Source organism: Anabaena cylindrica UHCC 0172 (genome assembly GCF_034931625.1).
GTDB classification, from domain to species: Bacteria; Cyanobacteriota; Cyanobacteriia; order Cyanobacteriales; family Nostocaceae; genus Anabaena; species Anabaena cylindrica_A.
Genome location: NZ_JAYGGY010000017.1, coordinates 1 through 20,193 on the forward strand (window position 1 = coordinate 1; position 20,193 = coordinate 20,193).

Sequence of the window (20,193 nt, forward strand, 5' to 3'; positions counted from 1 at the left end):
TATTTTCTCAAATTATTGCCACATCTCATCTTCAACCCCCTTGTCACCCGTTAAGCAAAAAGCAGTAATTGCACCTGCTAATATTGAAGCACTGCTAATCACAGAAAATCTAGTTTTCTGCACTGTCAACCCTAAACTGCGTGCATAGGATTCACCTAATAAAAGTGCATTCAGAGATTTTGATTGCAGCACTGCAATTAATAAACCTAAACAGATAACCGGAGTTAAGATAGCTAATTGTTGCCAAGTTACCCCAGTAAAACTGCCAAAAGTCCACATTATATAACTTTGAATCCGTTCTTTTGAACTAAATTGCAACAAAATACTTACCATTGCACTTGTCGCATATCCAAATAATAAACCTAAAATTAACAGTGTCATTGTGTCTTGTACACGACGAGAAACAACTAACATCAACCCTAAAACTAATGCTGCACCAAAACTTGCAGCTATAACTAAACTAAAATCACCAATTACTCCCAAATCATTTAATAATGTTGGTGCAGTCACACTTGCTGTCAGTAGAACTAACGCAACTCCTAAACTTGCACCCGAACTAATTCCTAATACAAATGGCCCCGCTAAAGGATTTTTAAATAAAGTTTGCATTTGCAACCCACTCACACCTAAAGCCGCACCTGCTAAAATTGCAGTTAAGGCTTTAGGTAAACGAAACTTGAAAATAATACTCGTCCATGTTGTTTTTTCTGCTTCTTGTCCGAGTAAAATTGTGATTACTTGATTAAGAGGAATCTCCACTGCACCTAAAGCTAAATCTAGTAAAAATGCCAAAATTAAACTTATTAGTAAAACTGAAAAAATTAGAGCCTTGATTCGAGTTGCAGGTTTTTGGTGTAATAAATAATTTGAAAGTTTAGATTTTGCAGTTAACATTATTGACTAAGTTTCCGATAATAAAATAATTGATGACCTTCTAAAATTTCTGGATGAAATATTTTTATTAAATCAGATAAAACTACATCTGGACTACTAATGCCACTTTGCCAATAATCATTACCACCATTAATATTAACGCGAGCATTATTATTATATAGATTACCTTTTTTAAAAGCTTTAAAATCACCATAGCGATTATCTTCGACAACGACATCTTTGAAAGTTTTCCAAGACTGTCTAAGATTCAACCAATAATCAGCATTAGCAGCCCGTTCAAAAACAGCTTCAAAAGATATAGGTAAACTACCAGAAGATTTATCCTCACTCCAGAGATAATTTGCACCTGCGTCAGCGAGATATTTAGCTACATAACTATTACCACCTGGTGTATACCAAGTTCCCTTAAAATTGAAGCCTACAAACACAGTCGGAGGATTTTTAACAGCTTTAGCTTTAACAGCAATATCTTCATATTTTTTAGCAATTGCAGCAAATATTTTTTCCGCCTCTTCCTCCTTATTAAAAAATAGAGCAGTAAATTTTAACCATTCACTTCTTCCCAATGGTGTATCTTCCATATATTCAGCATTTATTGCCACTTTTAAACCAGCTTCCAACAACTTAGGAAAACTATCAGTTTGTTGATTTCCAGTCCCAAAAGTGGTAACTAACTCAGGATTAAGTTCTAAAACTTTCTCCACATTTACAGTAGAATTACTCCCCACAGATACCACCTTACCAGCCTTGATTCTGTCAATAAAATCTGGTGTAGTTACTTGTTTAATATCACTAACACCGATTAACTTATCAACAACATTTAACTTAGAAAAATGTGGTAAATGAGTTGTAGAAAGAGAAATCACAGAATTTACAGGTGTAGTAAATACTTGTGATTTCTCAAACCCTGATGGTGTCGGTGTACCGCATTGAACCAAAACATATTTAAAACCTGTTTTAGCATCTTTCCAAGGATTTTTAATCGTCACGACTTTGTAGTTTTTATAATATTCAACTGCAAAACCTATAGCATGAGTAACCCTCACCTTGTTGGGAAAATAATCAACATCAGGATCATAACTTTGAACACAACCATTATTAGGATAACTAACAACCAGACTATTCTGAGAACCTTGACAAGAAACAACCAAAATAGCAACTAAAAACAACTGAAATAAAAAGATAATAACCTTATACTTCCCAAAAACCATCTTCCATATTTCTCTTTGCGCCTCTGCGCCTCTGCGTGAAAAAATAACCCTACCCCAACACCAACTAAGGATACACATATTCAACAACCTTATTGCCCTCTACCAAATGTTCCTGTACAATTCTTTCCGCAACTTCCGGCTTAACACGACTGTACCAAGTTCTATCAGTAGAATGATAAACAACAGGCCCTAACTTACAAACTTGTAAACAACCACTTGTTCTCACTTCCAAATCTAATTCCGCTTTTTCAACAGCAGCTTTTAACGCATCAAAAGTAGGTTGCCATTTTCGGGAAGGATAACAACGTCCAGAAGTACAAACTGCAATATAGGCACATTTGAGAGGATTTTTAGTCAAAGGAATTGGCTTTCTACCTAATACATAAATATCTCTAAGTTCCTGATAAAAAGCTAACTTAGTAAAATCTCCCTTCCCTTCAGGACGCAAATTTTCATCCTCTACATAGGGATTAGGTAAAAATATCGTCATAGCCTTTTCACCAGCACCATTCCAAAATTGAACACCCCAACTTCTCGGTTCACCTTCGGGATTTATCCGGCGATAAAATGCACCCTTACTAATCAAACGTTGCTGTCTTACTTCGATAGAAGTTTCAGCATTGGGACCACCTAGAGTTTCCTCAATACATAAATGAAAATGCCAATCTCTAGTAATAACAGTTAAATATCCATCATAGAGAACGCATTTTTTAGGTGCTTCGTGAAACTCCAACTCTAAAACACTACCTTGTTCCAAATGTCCCAAACCAACTTGATACCAGTTTTCTTGAAATAAAGTATAAGCTAAACAAGCAAGGACATCACCTTGACAATCAAAAAACTCATATTCAATTTGCCAATCATTCCCCGTCGCTTCAATTGTTTTTTCATTTACTGGTGTTACCCAACAATTAAAATCAGCCATAAAACACCTTCCTAATATTAAAACGTAGCACTCAAACCAACTTGAAAACCTCTACCTCCGTCAGGAAAACCAGGAAACAACTGATAACGCTGATTAAAGAGATTTTCCAAACTACCTGTAACTACCAGTTTATCACTTAAAGGTACACGCAGTTTAAAATCAAAAGTGGTATAACCAGATAAAAATTCTGTATTTGTATTATTAGTAGGATATCCATTTAAGGAATTCATTAATAAACCCAAATACAAACCTTGAGGATTTTCATAAGAAACTCCCAAATTTAATTTATCTGAACCAGCAAAGCGTAATTCTTTGTCAATTTCCGCCGCATTAGAACTTTTCAAAATACGCGGATCATTTGCCGTGTAATTAACAAAAGTATAAATGTTTTTGGCAAGTTGCAAATTCAAAGTAGCCTCAATTCCTGTAGTTTCCACCAGTCCGATATTTTCCCAAGTTCCTGTATTACCATTTACTGGTGGTGTCAGTCGCTTAAAGGCAATTGTATCTGATACACTATTTTTGAAAAAGGTTAATCTTAGTAAACCAATATTACCAAGTTTTTGGTCAATGCCAATATCAAAACTATCACCTTTTTCTGGTTTAAGTTCTGGGTTGCCAATATTGCTAGGGTTGACATTAAATAAGTTAGCAATGGTGGGAACTCGGAAATTTTGAATGTAATTTGCTCTTAAAATAGTTGAGTCAGAAACAGCAAATTTTGTCCCTACAGATGGAGATGTAACAGAACCATTTACCAAGCTGCTAAAATCTTGACGTAAACCTAAATTAACAGTCAAATTAGGGATTAATGCTACTTCGTATTTGGCAAATAATGCTCCTTGATTAATATCATTGTCATAGTTCAATGTTTCTATATTAGTAGAATAGCTAAAGGAAGTATTCCGAACATTGACAGTGCGATAGTCAAAGCCATAAACTAAACTTTGATTCTGAGCAAAATTCCAACTGTGTGTGGTTTGAATTCCGTAGGAAGTTTGGTTAGTTTCAAAGCGACTTGAACCACTAGGATCAAAACGAGTATTCAAAAAATCACCATAAACTCTTGCTATTAATAAAGAATCATCTCCACTTCCTAATTTTGAATTCCAAGTTAAATCAGTTAAAACTTGATCTGTGTATTTGCGATTTTTATCTGTAAGTGAATTAAAAAAACCTTGTCCATTGACAGGAAAAGGAATTGGCACTCCTCCTGGTGTTCCTTGTTCTTTATTTAAGTATAAAGTCGAGAAACTGAGAGTATTTCGTTTGCCTAAATCTGCTTCTAATTTGAGATTAAAATTGTTATAAAGTGCATCATTATTTTTTCGAGTTCCCGAAAAATTAGCTTCAGGAATAGAAAAAGGATAATTATTTTCAGCTTGGGTACGGTTGTAACCTACAACCCAAGAAATATCACCTTTTTTGCCGCTATTTTGAATACTTTGTTGGTTAAGTCCGTAAGCACCAAAATTGACTTTTGCCTCTGTGGTAATTTTCTCTGTAGGACGACGGGTGATAATATTAATTACTCCCCCAATTGCATCAGAACCATAAAGAGTTGAACCTCCTCCTGGTAATACTTCAACTCTTTGAATATTGTTTGTTGTAAATTCGGAAAGATCAAAACCACCACTACCGACATTATTAATTGGTCTACCATCAAGTAATATTAATACTTGACCAGTATTAGAACCACGAATAAATTGACCACTTAAAGCATTAACTTCTGTTCCTACAGTACCATCACCTAATATACCAGGCAGAAATTTAAGTGCTTCTCTTACAGTTCTCGCACCTTGTGCTTCCATTTCTTCACCCGTAATTACATAAATTGTCCGGGTAGAATCTTTGACTGTTCCTTCCTGACGAAAGGGTGAAAAAACAGGTTCATTTAATAGCTTCTGAATGACATTTATTTCAATATCAGCTTCTTTTTCTTCAGTATCTGCTGGTGTATTTTGAGTAATTTTCTCTGCGACTGGTTGTAAATCTTTTGCAGAACCTTCGTGTTGGGGAATTTCTACTCCTATAACTTTGTAATTCTCACCCCATATTCCCAAAGTCACACTAGACGCAATAATTTGAATTCCCAGTTTCGCAACTAAATTAGTAGACATTTTTTACCTAAACACCTGTATAACTAAAAATTTGACCAAGGTAACAGTTGCAGTCTTTTTCATTAACCAGCACGGTAATTTACTCAATTACACGCTAAAAAAAGACTGCGACAGTAAAGAAAGAAGCCGCATTGATGTGAGAATTATAATCATTATCACACAAATGGTAAAAATTGCAATAGCGGCTTGGCATCAATTCAACTAGTCACCAACAGCAAAATACTTTTGATACTGATATCTGGTGAACAATTAACAGCAATTGGCGTTTAAATTTGCCCACTTATTTAGTGCAGGAATTTTCGCTAAAATACCTTTTTTCAAAGGTTCTGGGCGTTCTGACCAAGGTAATAAACCATCCGCTTTAGCATAGTATAGACTTGCACATTCTAGTATTGCAGATGTACTACAATCTACGGGTAAATCACCAAAGAGATAGGTTGATTTTCCTTCTGCGGTAAAAGCAACGACGCAGGAATGACTGCAAGCACTCATACATTCAACCCCCTGAATGCAGAATTTATCCTGCATTTCTCTATCTTGTGCAAGTTGTTGAAGCTGTTGTAGTAGTTGTTCTCCTTTACTTTCACCAACCCGTTTACCATCTTGCCACTTACCACCACAAGTCGTGCAGACAAATAGAGTATGTTTTTGATTCAGCATTGATTGAAAAATGTGTAAGAATCAGTTAGAAACGCAGACATGATAATTTTTAAAGCCGGACTACAGCAGCAACCTCTCCTACAAACAAATAATGTTTGAAATCATTGCTTTTATAAAAAAGGGCTGATGTCAATTGATATATTTGATTCAATTGAAAACTGCTATGTCTATTTGAAGAAATCTATTGAAGATAGCAGTAAGCGTCAGTTATATACGCTTCCCGTTTTCTTGGATAAAAAGTTGTAAAAAATTAAATCTACTGTTAATAGTCTCAGAGTAATACACAATCTGTAGAGAATCTCTGAAGCCAAAATGATTAATTTTGATGGAAATATTCATGGATTTATTCATCTGTACCACGCAGATGGATATGGTTGGTTTCACTCTCGGCGGGCATTCTGACTCAGAGACATAAGCCTCATCACAGCTGCGGGACAGCGTTGGATTTACACCAAACTTTCCCCCTTGCGTTTAATGGGTTTTCCATTAAAACCGACATTGAAAATAAACATACAATAATTTTCGTTGGTTGTCAATGGGAGTGGCAGGATAATTTTATTTAGGTTTTGTTGAATTTAACTGCAATTACAGCAGATTGCTGTTATATATAGGAATTGCCATTCAAGTGAGGTACAAGCAGTACTAATTCAACGCAGATGGACGCAGATGGACGCAGATAAACGCGGATAATTTTGTACTAGGAAATACTATATTGATAATTATTCTGTTAGTTTATCTTCGTAGGGATTACTAAAATCTAGGTTTTTAATAAACTCTTCATCAGTCAGACTTTGCAAAAATGCCAGTAAATCCTGTTTTTCACTTTCACTTAATTTAAACCCACTAATAAACTCATTTTTGAAAGGATTTGTACTACCGATTCCGGCAAATTTACTTATTTAAGTGTATATCTATTTTTCAAGCCGATAAAGTTGATATTTCTCACTGGATGCAGTCTTATTTATAGCCGTTATCGGTTGAGTGAGAGACAAGAACCCAACCCCCTCCTCCTTTGGATGATGCCTCCGGCAAGCTACGCGGTAAGCGCAGTTTACACCAATCGCCTACGGTGGAAAACCCGCCTACAGGGATGGTTTACAGCCAGAGATGAGGGGAATATGATGTATCTCATTGAAGTGCATACCGCTATAATAGAAATATTTTTATATATCCCTTTGCTCAATAATCAATGACTAAAAAATTGTTTCGGACTGGCATGATAGTGATATTCATCCTATCATTTATATTACGCTTTTGGGGTTTGGAGCGATTTAATACCCTTGTATTTGATGAAATTTATTTTGCTCAATTTGGTAATAACTATCTTACACGAACGCCATTTTTTAATGCTCATCCACCGTTAAGTCAATATCTAATTGGCTTTGGAATTTGGATTGGGAATCATATTCCTTTTTGGCAAAATACTGTAAATGGTTTGACAGGTTCTTTATTATCTCCTTGGAGTTATCGGTGGATAAATGCTTTGACTGGTTCATTTATTCCTTTAGTAGTTGTTTTATTAACTTATCAATTATCTTATCGGCGTGGCTTTGCTTTATTAGCAGGTTTTTTTACAGCTTGTGACGGCTTATTTTTAGTAGAATCTCGCTATGCTTTGAGCAATATATATATAGTTATTTTTGGTTTAATTGGGCAATGGTTTTTATTATTAGCTTTAGAAAAGCAAAATAAACAACGTTGGTTGTGGTTGGCGTTAGCTGGTGTTGGATTTGGTGCTTCTATCGCTACAAAATGGAATGGTCTCTGGTTTCTTTTAGGTGCTTATGGAATGTGGATAGCAGCTTGGATAATTAACTGGTTGCAATCTTTTTCACCATCATGCCATGTTCCTATATTTTCTTATTTGCGTCCTTTAAGCACTTCTAAAAATTCTCAAATTAATAGCAATGAAATTACTATTCAAACACCATTACAAAACCTAATTCAGGTAAATATTTTGCAGATGATATCCTGTCTGGGAATGATTCCCGCAGCAGTTTATAGTCTGATTTGGATTCCTCACTTGCAATTAGATACCAGATATGGATTTATAGAAGTTCATCAGGAAATTCTGAAATTTCATCTACATTTAGGTGGTAACAATTCTAGTGTTCATCCTTATTGTGCTGCTTGGTACAAATGGCCATTATTAACTCGACCAATGGCTTATTATTATCAAACAACTCAAAGTTTTAAAGATCCCATACCTGTATTTGGGCCTCCCTTACCTGCTGGTACTGGGAAAGTAATTTATGATGTCCATGCAATAGGTAATCCGTTTCTCTGGTGGTTTGGTCTTGCGGCAATTATATTTTTAATGGGAATGCTGTTTGTACAGATGTTTTTACCAGGGATACAGAGAAAACGTGTCTTTATTCCTAAAAATCTGAGTGTTGATACTTGGATTGGGTTATATTTAGTTATTAACTATGCAGCTAATTTCTTACCTTGGGTGAAGGTCAATCGGTGTGTGTTTATTTACCATTATATGTGTGCAGTGGTTTTTACATTTATAGCGATCGCTTGGTTTGTTGATCAATGTCTTCGTAGTTATCGTCGAAAACTGCGTATACTCGGTCTTACTATCACCTTCACTATCATAGCTGCTTTTGTGTTTTGGATGCCTATTTATTTGGGTTTACCTCTTTCTGTGGAAGATTATCGTCTGCGGATGTGGTTTAGAACTTGGATTTGAGTCACTATTTATTTCCGCCGTAATGTACTAGATAAAGTTTACAGTAAATTTTAAAAGTGTTTAAATTTGGTGCGATGCTTGCATTGAGCTTACACTTCTGGGGAAGTAAGCTACTCGTAGCCTCTGGCTAATTATTAATCATAAAATAATCTTTGTAATAAATTTATCACTATAATCTTTAAAATTATCTTCGTGAGAAGTATTATTTTCTTTGATGGAGAGCAAAATATTATAGTATGCACTACACAAGAAATGCGTTTTATTACTGCCTGTTAATTATACTTGTATCCCTTGATAGTGTAATGTCCCGACCACTGAAAGCGCAGACTATAGGAACTGGACAAATATCAAATAGCGACATCTTCTTATCCCAACAAATCCCACTCCCTCAAGATTTACAGCCATCTTTACCTTCCCCATTTCCGACACCGAAAATACCACAAACACTACCTCCACCAGCAGAACTATTTCCGCCGACTGAGCAAACTTCCCCACAACCTGAGCCTGTTCCTGATAATTTACCTACAACTATTGTTGTTGAACGGTTTGAAGTGATTGGTAGTACAGTATTTAGTGCCGAAAAATTAGCTCAAGTCACGGCTGAATTTACTAAACGACCAATTTCTCTGGCTGAGTTGTTTCAGGCTCGTTCTCAAATTACTGATTTGTATATTAAGAATGGTTATATAACTTCGGGTGCGTATATTCCGCCACAAAGCATCCAATCTGGTGTGATTAAAATTCAGGTAATTGAAGGTAAATTAGAAGACATAGAAATAGTTGGTACGGGGCGACTCAATTCCAATTATATACGTAGTCGTTTGGCAATAGCTACAAAAGCACCTGTAAATAGGGAGCGTTTACTGGAGGCGCTGCGATTGTTGCAACTTAATCCTTTGATTGAAAACCTGTCTGCGGAACTGTCTGCTGGCTCTCGTACTGGCACTAATATACTGCAAGTTAAAATTAACGAGGCGAAAACGTTCCATTCCCAAATTACCTTAGATAATGGGCGATCGCCTAGTGTTGGTAGTTTTCGTCGCCGCTTAAATGTATTCGAGGGAAATGTACTGGGCTTGGGAGACTCTCTGAGCCTGACTTACAGCAATACAGATGGTAGTAATTCTCTTGATGCCACCTATACATTACCTGTTAATTCTCGGAATGGAACCATAGCTTTTAGCTTCAGTAATACAGGCAGTAATGTGATTGAAAAGCCTTTCAATATTCTCGATATTCAGTCTAATTCCCGTTCCTACGAACTCACATTTCGTCAACCCATTGTTCAAAGTCCCACACAGGAACTTACTCTTGGTTTGACAGGTTCCCGACGAGAAAGTGAAGCTTCTTATCTCCCCGGAGATCGCATTCCTTTCCCCTCGGTGGGCGCAGATGAAGAAGGACGTACAAGGTTATCTGCGTTGAGCTTTTTTCAAGAATGGACTACTCGCAACAACTATCAAGTAATTGCAGTGCGATCGCAATTTAATTTAGGAATTGATTTCTTAAATCCTACAATTAATACATCTGCTCCCGATGGACGCTTTTTTTCTTGGCAGGGACAAGCTCAATGGGCAAGGCTTTTAGCTCCTGACACCTTATTTTTACTCCGTGCAAATACACAATTAGCCTCAAGAGCGTTACTGCCTTTAGAACAGTTTGGATTAGGTGGTCAAGATAACGTGCGCGGCTACCGTCAAGATTACTTACTCACAGATAATGGTGCTTTCGTTTCTGCTGAAGTCCTCATTCCCATTTTTCGCCTACCAAAAATGAATGGGATGTTACAGGTTATCCCCTTTGTAGATTTTGGTGTCGGCTGGAATAATTCCGGTACAGACAATCCCACACCTAACACCCTAGCTGCGGCGGGAATAGGTTGGCAATGGACACAGAACAATCTTACCGCTCGTTTAGATTGGGGGATTCCCTTAATATCAGTTGATTCACAACCAAGAACATGGCAAGAAAATGGACTGTATTTTTCTTTACGATATAGTCCTTTTTGAATAAGTTTCTGCAAGTTGCCCTAAGGTACAGAACAAGAAGCAGTGGGTAAAACAGGACTATGAGGGAGAGCTTTTGCTACCTGAGCAACTAAGTGAACTTCACCTTTGCTATCAATTACCCATCCTTGTGCTTCCACAATCTTCGTTGTGGGACTGCTACTAACACCAACAGATTTACTATTTTCCTGATTGTTCTGACTAGGTACTAAATCAACCAACTCAACTAAAGCTGTTGTCCCTGTCAATAAATCATGAGGACTAGATGGGATACCACCTCTACCAGCTACAGTAAATTTATTTTTACTACTAACTAATTTACTACCCGCAGCACACCCTTGAACAATCTGATTGGAGACATCAATAAGACTCGTAGGCAAAGATAATAATCCCTGAGAAGGGTCAATACTCAATACATTAATACTGACATCACCATTCAGACCAAATTGGGAACTGGCAGTAATATCGCTTTTTGCTGTACCTTGTAAACGATACTCTGTCCCAAAAATTCCCTGTGTAGTGATTTCTATTTGGCCTCCATTACCTTGTTCAGCATTAGCATTAATATCACTATCCTCAAACGGTAACGCGACAACAAACCCATTTTGAGCATCAATATAAATATTGCCACCTTGAGCATTATTAAAGGCTTGTGCAGAAATGCGGCTATTGTTCCTCATCAGTAATAAATCTTGCACAAACAAATTAATAGTAGCGTTCTCTCCAGTTTCTCCCAACCCTGTTTCTGCTGTTAATAGACCTTGATCGAGAAACAGGTTATTTGCGGTGATTGTTAAATACCCAGCTTCTCCTAAAGGACTACTCACTGTTGCGATCGCCTGATTGGAGATGGTAAACTGCCCAGTAGTGATATCTACAAAGCCTGCATCACCTTTACCAGTAGCTTCAGATGCGATCCGACTACCACTATCGAGCTTAATCAAATCACTGGCATAAACAGTTATATTCCCTGCTTCACCATTGGCTGTAGAAGCTGTAATTGCACTGTTATTACTTAACTGTAAAGATTTTAATTCCAATAATTCGATATCTCCACCAATACCAGAAAAAGTTTCCCCACTAATTTGGGCTTGGTTGTCAAGAATTACCTTATTAGCTGTAATGCGTGTGTATCCACCTGTATTATTTTGACTGCTAACAGATACTCGTGAGCTATTATTGATATTCAATTCTCCGGTAGTGATATCTATAAAACCGGCATTACCATTACCAATAGATTCAGATGAAATCAGGCTATCATTATCGAGACTGATAAAATCACTAGCATTAATAGTTACATCTCCTGCCTGACCATTATTTGTGGCAGCTGAGATATAACTGTTATTACTTAACTGCAAAGATTCTAAGCCTAGCAATTCAATCTCACCACCATTACTAGAGAATGTGTTCGCTTCTATTTTAGCTTGCTGATCAAGAATGACGGTATTAGCTTCAAGACGCAAATAGCCAGCAGTATTATCTTTACTATTGACATTTATATTTGCTCCATTGCTCATAGTAAATTGTCCGGTAGTGATATCTACAAAACCTGCTTTACCTTGGTTAATAGCTCCAGAGGAAATCAGACTACCATGATCGAGATTAATAAAATCACTAGTATGAATAGTTATATCTCCAGCCTCACCATCAATTGTGACAGATAAGATAGAACTGTTATTACTTAACTGCAAGGATTTTAAGCCTAGTAATTCAATTTCACCACCAGTACCAGAGCTTGTATTGGCTTTAATTTTAGCTTGCTGATCAAGAGTGACTGTATTAGCTGTAAGTCGCAAATAACCTGCATCATTGGGACTACTGACGCTAATCTCTGTCCCATTACTCATAGTGAATTGTCCAGTATTAATTTCTACGAAACCAGCATCACCCTGATCAATCGCTTCAGATGCGATCAGGCTACCACTATCAAGGTTGATAAAATCACTGGCATTAATAGTTATATCTCCAGCTTCACTATTAATTGTGGAAGCTGTAATTACACTATTATTGCTTAATTGCAAAGATTTTAAGCCTAACACCTCAATCTCGCCACCAATACCAGATGCTGTATTAGCTACTATTTTTGCTTGTTTATCAAGAGTGACGGTATTAGCTGTAAGTCGCAAATAGCCTGCATCATCTGAACTACTGACGCTAATCTCTGCCCCATTAATCATAGTAAATTGTCCGGTGTTGATTTCGACGAAGCCAGCATCACCCTGACTTGCTTCAGATGCGATCCGGCTACCGCTATCAAGGTTGATAGAATCACTGGCATTAATAATTATATTTCCGGCTAGTCCATCTACTGCGTTTGCAGAGATTTCACTGTTGCTGATTTGTAAAGATTTTAAGTTTAGTAGCTGAATATCGCCACTAGTTCCCGATGCTGTATTAGTTGTGATTTTAGCTTGGTGATCAAGGGTTAATGTATTGGCACTGACAGTAATACTACCTTGTTGGTTTGTAGAGATTGTGGAATTTGTCAAGTTTGCAGAGTCGCTAACTTTGACAGCTATTTCTCCACCGCTGTTATTAGGGTTAGTGTTAATAGTGGTATTAATCAGATTTAGTTGTCCAGCATCAATATCGAAGTTTCCGCCAGCAGTAGTGATAGTACTATCCTGTATTTGCAGGTTTGCGGTTGCTTGGAGTATGAAGTCATTGACAGCTGTTAACGTTCCTTGCAAGTCTAGTTGATCTGCAACGAAGTTAAAATCTTGCCCGACTGAGAGATTACCGAAATTTGTAATTTTTGCACCTGTTTGACTTTCAGCATATTGCAAACCAGGAGTAATATTAACTGTTAATAATGGTGGTGCTTGGGGATTGGTAGCACTAAATTCACTACCATCGAAAAATTTTAAACTGTTGCTGGTAGTAGCTGTGAATGAACCACCAATGTTTAAACTAGCATTGTTACCAAAGATAATGCCATTGGGGTTGATTAAAAATAGGTTAGCTCTACCATTTGTACGAATTAGTCCATCAATATTGGAGATGGAGTTACCTGTCACCCTAGTGAGGATATTCTCAATTCCCAAGCTGTTATTAAATAAAGCTTGTCCATTTGTGGGTATGGAAAATTCTTGGAAGCTGTGATATAGATTGACACCGTTAACTGTACCACCCTTAATTTCACAAACTGTGCATCCTGATTGTACTTGAGAGTTAGTTGGCAGGGTATTGTCAGGGACTATTTGGGCAGTAACTTTTTTAGAGATTAAAGTAGAAGTGAGAAATGCTAACAGGTAAAGACTGAAAGTTAAAATATTGTATTTCTTGGTAATCTGGCTGTATTTGTAAGGGTTAATTTGATCTTCAAGCATAGTCTAATTATGTTTTATACTGAATTCTGCTAGACCAGATACTGGTAATTGCTTAATTCAGGTGTAAATTTTATTATAAGATTTATATGTGGTTTTGAAAATATACTGAGTTAAAGCGATGTCTGACACAATCAGGATTCTACATTAATTAATGTGTAGAACAAGAAACTTGAGGTGAAATAGGAGTATGAGGTAAAACATTTGCTACTTGAGCAACCAAGTGAATGTTACCTTTGTCATCAACAACCAATGCTTGAGCCTCCACAATCTTTGTTGGTAAACTGCTAGTAGCAATTTCAGATTGAATATCCTGATTACTTTTCTGACTAGGCACTAATTCTGCCAAATCAACTAATGCTGTCGTCCCCGTGAATAAATCATCAGGACTAGATGGTAATCCACCACGGCCAACGATAGTAAATTTATTATCTCGACTTGTAAATTTGCTATCAGCAGTACATTCTTGATCAACCTCATTATCAGTATCAATTAGGTTTGTTGAGAGAGTGACTAAGCCTTGACTGGGATCAACAGCTAACTCGTTAATTTGGACTTTACCACTCAACTCAGGATTTGCTCCAGTCGCAGTAATATCACTTTCTGGAGTGGCTTGTGGACGAGATTTTGTCCCAAAGATACCTTGAGCATTGATTGTTACCTTACCACCCCGAAAATCAGTTGAATTAGCACTAATATCACTGTTTTCTGATGCAGCTAAAACATCAGTATCAATAATGATATTGCCACCATTAACATTGTTACCAGTTGCATTAGTGGTAATGCTGCTGCCACGACGCATTATTAAGCCTTGAGTGCTTAAATTAATACTTGCTTGCTCTGGATGGAGTTCAGTGTTTTCACCACGGGTATTTGCAGTGATGGTGGCCGAGTTATCCAAGAGGATAAAGCGAGCATTGACGATGATATTACCTGCATTTTCTGTTCCTCGACCCTCTACAGTAATCGTAGCCCCATCACGAATTTTTAAGGTATTGGTGCTAACTTTTATATTTCCTGCTGCTCCTGTTGCACGCGACATATATCTAGCATCTGAGCCGCTTAGTTGTGTATCAGAAGTATTTACCTTCAAATTATCTGGATCAAAAGCACTAAAAGTTTCAGAGCTGATCCTAGTGTTAATACTGCGACCAGTAATAATTAGTTCTGAATCTGAAAAAGGTTTACCACCAGTCATGTCTATTGATTCTGTAGCGTTGATGGTAACATTCCCACCTCTACCATTACCAAGACTAGGCGCTCCTACTAATGCTCTATCCTGGAGAATCAAATTCTTGGTATTAATATTCACATTACCTGCATCTCCTGTACTATAAAAATCATTTCCTGTTCCCAATAAGGAATTAACTACTTGCACTGAATTAGAGGCGTTAATATTAATATTTCCACTGTTACCTTGACCCGCAGTATTAACAAGTATAAATGCTGCATTTTTGAGGATTAATTGACCTGTATTCATTTCCAAATTGCCACCACTTCCAGTCCCCAGACTGACGGCAAAAAAACCATTGCGATTATCACGCAGATTTTTGGGATTAATAATTTCTGCAAAAACTTTTTCAAAGTTACCAGTACCAATTACTTCTACAGTATCAGTGGCGTTAATGGTTATAGCCCCACCTGGAACTGAACCCGAGTTTAAAGATGTCATCCGTGAACCTTCAATCATTCGCAGATTACCTGTTTGTACCCGAATTTCACCGCCAGTTATGCTATTGGTATCAATAGTACTATCTGCAAGTAGAATGTCTCCAAAATTTTTTATGCCATCATAACCGAAGAAAAATCCTTGGTTAATGGCAGTGAGGTTAACTAAACCTTCTTCAGCAACACTACCTAATTCTATCCTTCCTCCAGAGGTTCCTAATGTTGTTCCTGTTAAGGTGATATCACCACCTATTAAAGCTAAGGTTTGATTTGGTTGTACTTGTAGTCTATTTGTTGCCTGGACTTGAATTTTTCCGGGATTGCTGCCATATTGCAAGCCGAGAGGAGTAGTGATAGTTAATAGGGATGTATTTTCAACGGTTTGGGTACTAAATTGCGTACCATCTGCAAATTTGAGGCTGTTCGCTGTACTCGCTACAAATGAACCACCAATGTTTAAACTGGCATTGTTACCAAAGATAATGCCGTTGGGGTTGATTATAAATAGGTTAGCGTTACCATTGGCACGAATTAGTCCATCAATATTGGAGATGCTGCTACCTGTAACTCGTGTGAGGATGTTTTGAATTGTTGGACTGTTATTAAATAAAGCTTGTCCATTTGTGGGTACGGAAAATTTTTGGAAACTGTGATATAGATTGACACCTCTAACTGTACCACCGTTAATTTCACAAACCGTGCAACCTGGTTGTACTTGAGAGTTAACTGGCAGAGTATTGTCAGGAACTATTTGGGCTGTAGCTTTTTTGGTAATGAAAACAGATGTGAGTAATGCAAAAAGGTAGAGGCTCAAATAAAAGCTGTACAACATAGCAGTTACCCATGACTCTGGCAAGAATGTTCCGAATTACAATACCAATACCTTCTCCGATTTACGAGGGTAAGTTGATACATAATTCCGTTATTACTTACTATGGTTAATTTTTACAGTGCGTTTCTATGATTTGCATTAAAGCCAATTTCCTAGTAGCACAAATGGGGCCCAGTAGAAGGGATTACTGTATTTAGGTTGTTTTAGTAGTTTTAATTGAGCAAGACGGATAGCTTCAGCTTTTGTTACTTTAGATTTGGCTAATTGACGGTAAAATTCCACCATAAATTCAGCGGCAGATTCATCATCTACAGACCATAGTGTTGCTAGAGTGCTACGTGCGCCAGAACGAACAGCTACACCTGCTATTCCTAGTGGGGCGCGGTTATCTCCTTGGGCAGTTTGACAGGCGCTCAGAACTAATAACTCAATGGGATTACTAGTATCTTGTTCTCTAGTTTGGAGTAATTCGCCTAATTCTTTAACGTCAAGACGATTGTCCCAGGTGAGAATAAAGGTGTCTTGAGCATTGGAACTAAATTGACCGTGAGTAGCTAAATGTACTATGGGAAATGGTGTTGCACGGATGAGATTTTGGATATCTGTGCTGGTGAATGTTTGATTAAATAGGACTTGAGTAGGAATTTCAGAAATGATACCTTCAATTTCTACACCTACTCCAGGTAATGAGGAAAAACCTTGTCTGGCTTCGCTGATGGCACCAACTAGTATTTTGAGGGGTTTTTGTTGTAGGGGTTGGGGAGAAAGTAGTTGTAAACCTGGTGTTTGCGCTAGGCTGTATTTTTCTACTAGATATTGCTTTCCGTCGTGAAGTGCTGCCATTGGCAGGTTTTTCATTACGCCATCGAGGACAAATACTAGGGTTTTGATGTCGCTGGCAGCTAAATCTGCTTCTATGGGGCGGATGATTAAATTGTAAACTTTTTGAGCGATCGCTAGACGTTGTTGATTTCCTAAGTTGGGTCTGAGGGACGATCGCATTTCTAGTAAAATTTTCTCTAGTTCTGGCTGGGGAATAGTCGTAGTATAGTGACGTAGAGGTTGATTTGTAACGGAGATAATCATCTCCAAGCGATCGCTCAAAATAATCGGATATATAATTGCAGCTTGCGAATCTATTTGATCAACTTTGGTAATCTGACTTGTGAGACAATCTTCCCGAAAATAATTATCTAATTCTGCTACTTTCAACGATTCCATCAAATCACGGGCTTTGGTCAAATTTAACTGACTGATATCTTTGGTATTTTTTGTTTTTGTGGGTTGCAGTAATAAACTCACTAACTCTCGATAAATAGGTTCTATACTCTCCTGAAAAGAAAACTGAAGATTGCTATTCCCGGCCACTAAATCTTTACGAATGTAAGCTAGGGTTTTAACCGCTGTGTCGTATGCACCAATAGCTTTTTCTGAGTTGCCAATAGCTTGAAAAATTCTTCCTAGTTGCCATTGCCAAAGATAGCTGATTTCGGCAGCATTACCTGTTTGGGCAAGAATTAAGGCTTGTTCAGTGAGTTTTTGCGCTTCCGACCATTGTTGATTTTGTTCATACATTCCACCCAAGTAACCCAAAGCGTAAGATTCTGCCCTTGTATCGCTAATACTTTGAGCTTGTTGGATAGCGGTGGCGAGAGTTTTGGCAGCAAGTTGTTTTTGAGCAATTTTTTGTAAACTCTGGGCAAAATTTACCTGTGCATATATGCTGGTGCGGCTGGGGACTAAGTTCTCTATTTGAGGCTGAATTTCCGGGATTAAAGCTTTAGCTTCTAACCATTTTTTGGTATTGACGTAAAGACGTAATTGATTGAGTTGGGCTTGGAGTTTTATAGTAGGTGAAGTGGATGCAGATATTGCTTGTTGATAATAATTGGTAGCTACTTCACTTTGTTGAGAAAACGCCGTGTTGCCTAAACTGAGTAATGTTACAGCGATGTCAGTTTGGGAATTTAATTTTTGAGATATGGCTAAACTTTGTTGTAAAATTTCATATGATTTTTCTAAATTACCCATCACTCGCAGAGTATCACCCAAGTTCAGCAAACTAGATGCTTTTAACATAGTATCTGGTTGTGCTTGCAGGTTTTGGGTTACTTGCTCTAAAGTTTTCCTCGCACGGGGGTATAATCCCAATGATCGCAAAGCTTGAGTTTGATTCAGTAAGCTGCGGTTGACTCCTGTTTGATCTCCAGCTTTTTTATACATATCAGCGGTTTTTTTCCAGGTGATAAGTGCCGTTTCTGCTTCTCCTTGAGATAGTTGCAGATTTCCTTGGATATTTAATGCTTGTGCTAAGAGGGAGAAGGACTGGGAAGACGGGGAGACACCGCCCCTACTGAGCAAATTGATACTTTGAGATATAGCCTCGTTTGCTGGTTGTAACTTACCTAAATGTTGGTATGCTAAGGCTAGGTTACTGAGTACAATTGCTTGGTTGAGGGTATCACCTTTTTTAGCAAATATCTCTGTGGCTTGTTGCCAAAGTGCGATCGCTTCTGTAAACTGTTCCAATAGATAGCGTTGCTTTCCAGCTTCTACTAATGAAGTAGTTTCTGTAGTAACAGCAGTGACTACAGGTAGTTGGAAAGAAACACTTTTATTTACTTGTAATATAGTCAGCGATGTGACTAATATTCCTAAACAAAAATATTTAAATATTACCTTATTGATAATCATAAAACCTCGCGGTAAGTGGGAAACGCAGCGGCTTTAGCCCTGAGAGTGTCAAGAATGATCACCGGATATAAATCGACTTAATAAAGCGGCAAGACTCAAAGCTTTTCCGATTGATTTAGGGCTAGTCTCTTCTTCAGCATTTTTAATTTTGAGTATTCCAGCGTATTTCAAAGCTAGTGGTTGCTTTGGGTTTAGTTTTAAGGATTGACGTATATAAACTTTAGCCATGCCTGGGAAGTTCTGTTGGAAGTGTATTACACCTAATAAAGCATAATGATCACTATTATTTGGCTCTAGTTTAATAGCGTCACGCAGTTCTTGTACAGCTAATGCCCATTTTGCCTGTTGTCCATATTCAACGGCTCGTTCATAATGACGTTGAGCGTAATTTATGTGTGCAGGTTTAGAATCTTTTTCTTTATCTTTAGATAATGTTAGTTCGACTTTTGGAATGCGTGGTCGAGGGACAATAGAGACGGACGCGGTGGATGTTGCTATTGTTGGTAATGGTGGCGCTTGGAAATAATTTTTTTTATGCAATGATAAGTAAACTAAATTCAGTTGCAGGATATGTTTAGTTACTTGATATACTTTTTGCAGTGATTTATATTGGTTTTCTGCACAAGAAGCTATCGCTTGTTCATAAACAATATTAGTCTCTTGTAAAGATAGTGGCATGATTTGCAAATTGATGGCAGCTTGAAGTTCTAAAATCGTTTGCTGATCCAACGATACGGCTTTTAATCGCAATTCCCCTATTATTTTAAACCTTGTTTTTACCTGCTTTAATTGCTGATAAGCTGGGTTAATTAATCTCGTAAATACTATTGTGGCTAATTCGCGGTCTTTCTCATCTCTATTGATGTAGTTATCAGGATGTAGCTGTTTCGCCAAAGCATGGTAGCGCTTAAGAATCTGACGCTCATCGGCATTCACAGAAACTCCCAATACGGCATAGGGGTCAATCAGTAATTCAAGTACTTCTGGTGGTAGGGAGTGCTGTGACATCATTTTAATATTTGCAAATAAGAGCTTTAAGGTATCATCAAAGCTAAATGCAGAATTTTTGTTAATTGGGTGAATTACTACAAAGCGTTTAATTATTCTATCTGTAGTTAGGTATTTTTAATGTGCCTAGTACGTCAGGGATAGCTGATAGAGA

At 37.5% G+C, this 20,193-nt stretch carries 10 protein-coding genes, 1 pseudogene and 1 riboswitch; of the genes and pseudogenes, 2 read left to right on the forward strand and 9 right to left on the reverse strand.

The features are described 5' to 3' along the window. Nucleotides 1–54: 54 nt before the first annotated feature. The 5 genes and pseudogenes from VB713_RS07065 to VB713_RS07085 all read right to left on the reverse strand — a co-directional run. A pseudogene (locus VB713_RS07065) lies at nucleotides 55–894 on the reverse strand (iron chelate uptake ABC transporter family permease subunit); the annotation flags it as partial. After that, nucleotides 894–2,105 (reverse strand): ABC transporter substrate-binding protein, encoded by a 1,212-nt coding sequence (locus VB713_RS07070; protein WP_323310860.1) that lies wholly within the window; start codon nucleotides 2,103–2,105, stop codon nucleotides 894–896. The pseudogene VB713_RS07065 and the gene VB713_RS07070, both read right to left, overlap by 1 nt. Nucleotides 2,106–2,169: 64 nt before the next feature. Then, complete coding sequence (locus VB713_RS07075; RefSeq protein ID WP_323310861.1) at nucleotides 2,170–3,030, reverse strand: (2Fe-2S) ferredoxin domain-containing protein; 861 nt, start codon at nucleotides 3,028–3,030, stop codon at nucleotides 2,170–2,172. A 17-nt stretch (nucleotides 3,031–3,047) separates the two neighbouring features. Then, complete coding sequence (locus VB713_RS07080) at nucleotides 3,048–5,150, reverse strand: TonB-dependent receptor (RefSeq protein WP_323310862.1); 2,103 nt, start codon at nucleotides 5,148–5,150, stop codon at nucleotides 3,048–3,050. A 249-nt stretch (nucleotides 5,151–5,399) separates the two neighbouring features. Continuing rightward, on the reverse strand, nucleotides 5,400–5,810 hold the full coding sequence (locus VB713_RS07085) for a DUF1636 family protein (protein ID WP_323310863.1): 411 nt from the start codon (nucleotides 5,808–5,810) through the stop codon (nucleotides 5,400–5,402). Nucleotides 5,811–6,180: 370 nt separating this feature from the next. Next, nucleotides 6,181–6,322, reverse strand: a riboswitch (cobalamin riboswitch). Nucleotides 6,323–6,999: 677 nt separating this feature from the next. On the opposite strand from VB713_RS07085, the gene VB713_RS07090 reads away from it, so the two are divergent. Both VB713_RS07090 and VB713_RS07095 read left to right on the forward strand, forming a co-directional pair. Next, the gene (locus VB713_RS07090; protein WP_323310864.1) at nucleotides 7,000–8,505 is read left to right on the forward strand and encodes a dolichyl-phosphate-mannose--protein mannosyltransferase; all 1,506 of its coding nucleotides are present in this window, start codon (nucleotides 7,000–7,002) and stop codon (nucleotides 8,503–8,505) included. A 236-nt stretch (nucleotides 8,506–8,741) separates the two neighbouring features. After that, on the forward strand, nucleotides 8,742–10,514 hold the full coding sequence (locus tag VB713_RS07095; RefSeq protein ID WP_323310865.1) for a ShlB/FhaC/HecB family hemolysin secretion/activation protein: 1,773 nt from the start codon (nucleotides 8,742–8,744) through the stop codon (nucleotides 10,512–10,514). A 20-nt stretch (nucleotides 10,515–10,534) separates the two neighbouring features. Here VB713_RS07095 and VB713_RS07100 read toward each other — a convergent pair whose 3' ends face one another. From VB713_RS07100 to VB713_RS07115, 4 genes are all read right to left on the reverse strand, one after another. Beyond that, a complete protein-coding gene (locus tag VB713_RS07100) occupies nucleotides 10,535–13,840 on the reverse strand; it encodes a filamentous hemagglutinin N-terminal domain-containing protein (RefSeq protein WP_323310866.1) in 3,306 nt (1,101 codons plus the stop codon). Between the two features lie 148 nt (nucleotides 13,841–13,988). Next, the gene (locus tag VB713_RS07105) at nucleotides 13,989–16,337 is read right to left on the reverse strand and encodes a filamentous hemagglutinin N-terminal domain-containing protein (RefSeq protein WP_323310867.1); all 2,349 of its coding nucleotides are present in this window, start codon (nucleotides 16,335–16,337) and stop codon (nucleotides 13,989–13,991) included. A 138-nt stretch (nucleotides 16,338–16,475) separates the two neighbouring features. Continuing rightward, entirely contained in the window at nucleotides 16,476–19,031 is a 2,556-nt protein-coding gene (locus tag VB713_RS07110; RefSeq protein ID WP_323310868.1) for a CHAT domain-containing protein, read from the reverse strand. A gap of 48 nt (nucleotides 19,032–19,079) precedes the next feature. Then, complete coding sequence (locus VB713_RS07115; RefSeq protein WP_323310901.1) at nucleotides 19,080–20,039, reverse strand: J domain-containing protein; 960 nt, start codon at nucleotides 20,037–20,039, stop codon at nucleotides 19,080–19,082. Nucleotides 20,040–20,193: the final 154 nt, after the last annotated feature.

Coding starts and splice junctions, on each gene's coding strand:
- VB713_RS07070 (WP_323310860.1), bottom strand. CDS start 2,105: ATGGTTTTTGGGAAGTATAAGGTTATTATCTTTTTATTTCAGTTGTTT.
- VB713_RS07075 (WP_323310861.1), bottom strand. CDS start 3,030: ATGGCTGATTTTAATTGTTGGGTAACACCAGTAAATGAAAAAACAATT.
- VB713_RS07080 (WP_323310862.1), bottom strand. CDS start 5,150: ATGTCTACTAATTTAGTTGCGAAACTGGGAATTCAAATTATTGCGTCT.
- VB713_RS07085 (WP_323310863.1), bottom strand. CDS start 5,810: ATGCTGAATCAAAAACATACTCTATTTGTCTGCACGACTTGTGGTGGT.
- VB713_RS07090 (WP_323310864.1), top strand. CDS start 7,000: ATGACTAAAAAATTGTTTCGGACTGGCATGATAGTGATATTCATCCTA.
- VB713_RS07095 (WP_323310865.1), top strand. CDS start 8,742: ATGCACTACACAAGAAATGCGTTTTATTACTGCCTGTTAATTATACTT.
- VB713_RS07100 (WP_323310866.1), bottom strand. CDS start 13,840: ATGCTTGAAGATCAAATTAACCCTTACAAATACAGCCAGATTACCAAG.
- VB713_RS07105 (WP_323310867.1), bottom strand. CDS start 16,337: ATGTTGTACAGCTTTTATTTGAGCCTCTACCTTTTTGCATTACTCACA.
- VB713_RS07110 (WP_323310868.1), bottom strand. CDS start 19,031: ATGATTATCAATAAGGTAATATTTAAATATTTTTGTTTAGGAATATTA.
- VB713_RS07115 (WP_323310901.1), bottom strand. CDS start 20,039: ATGTCACAGCACTCCCTACCACCAGAAGTACTTGAATTACTGATTGAC.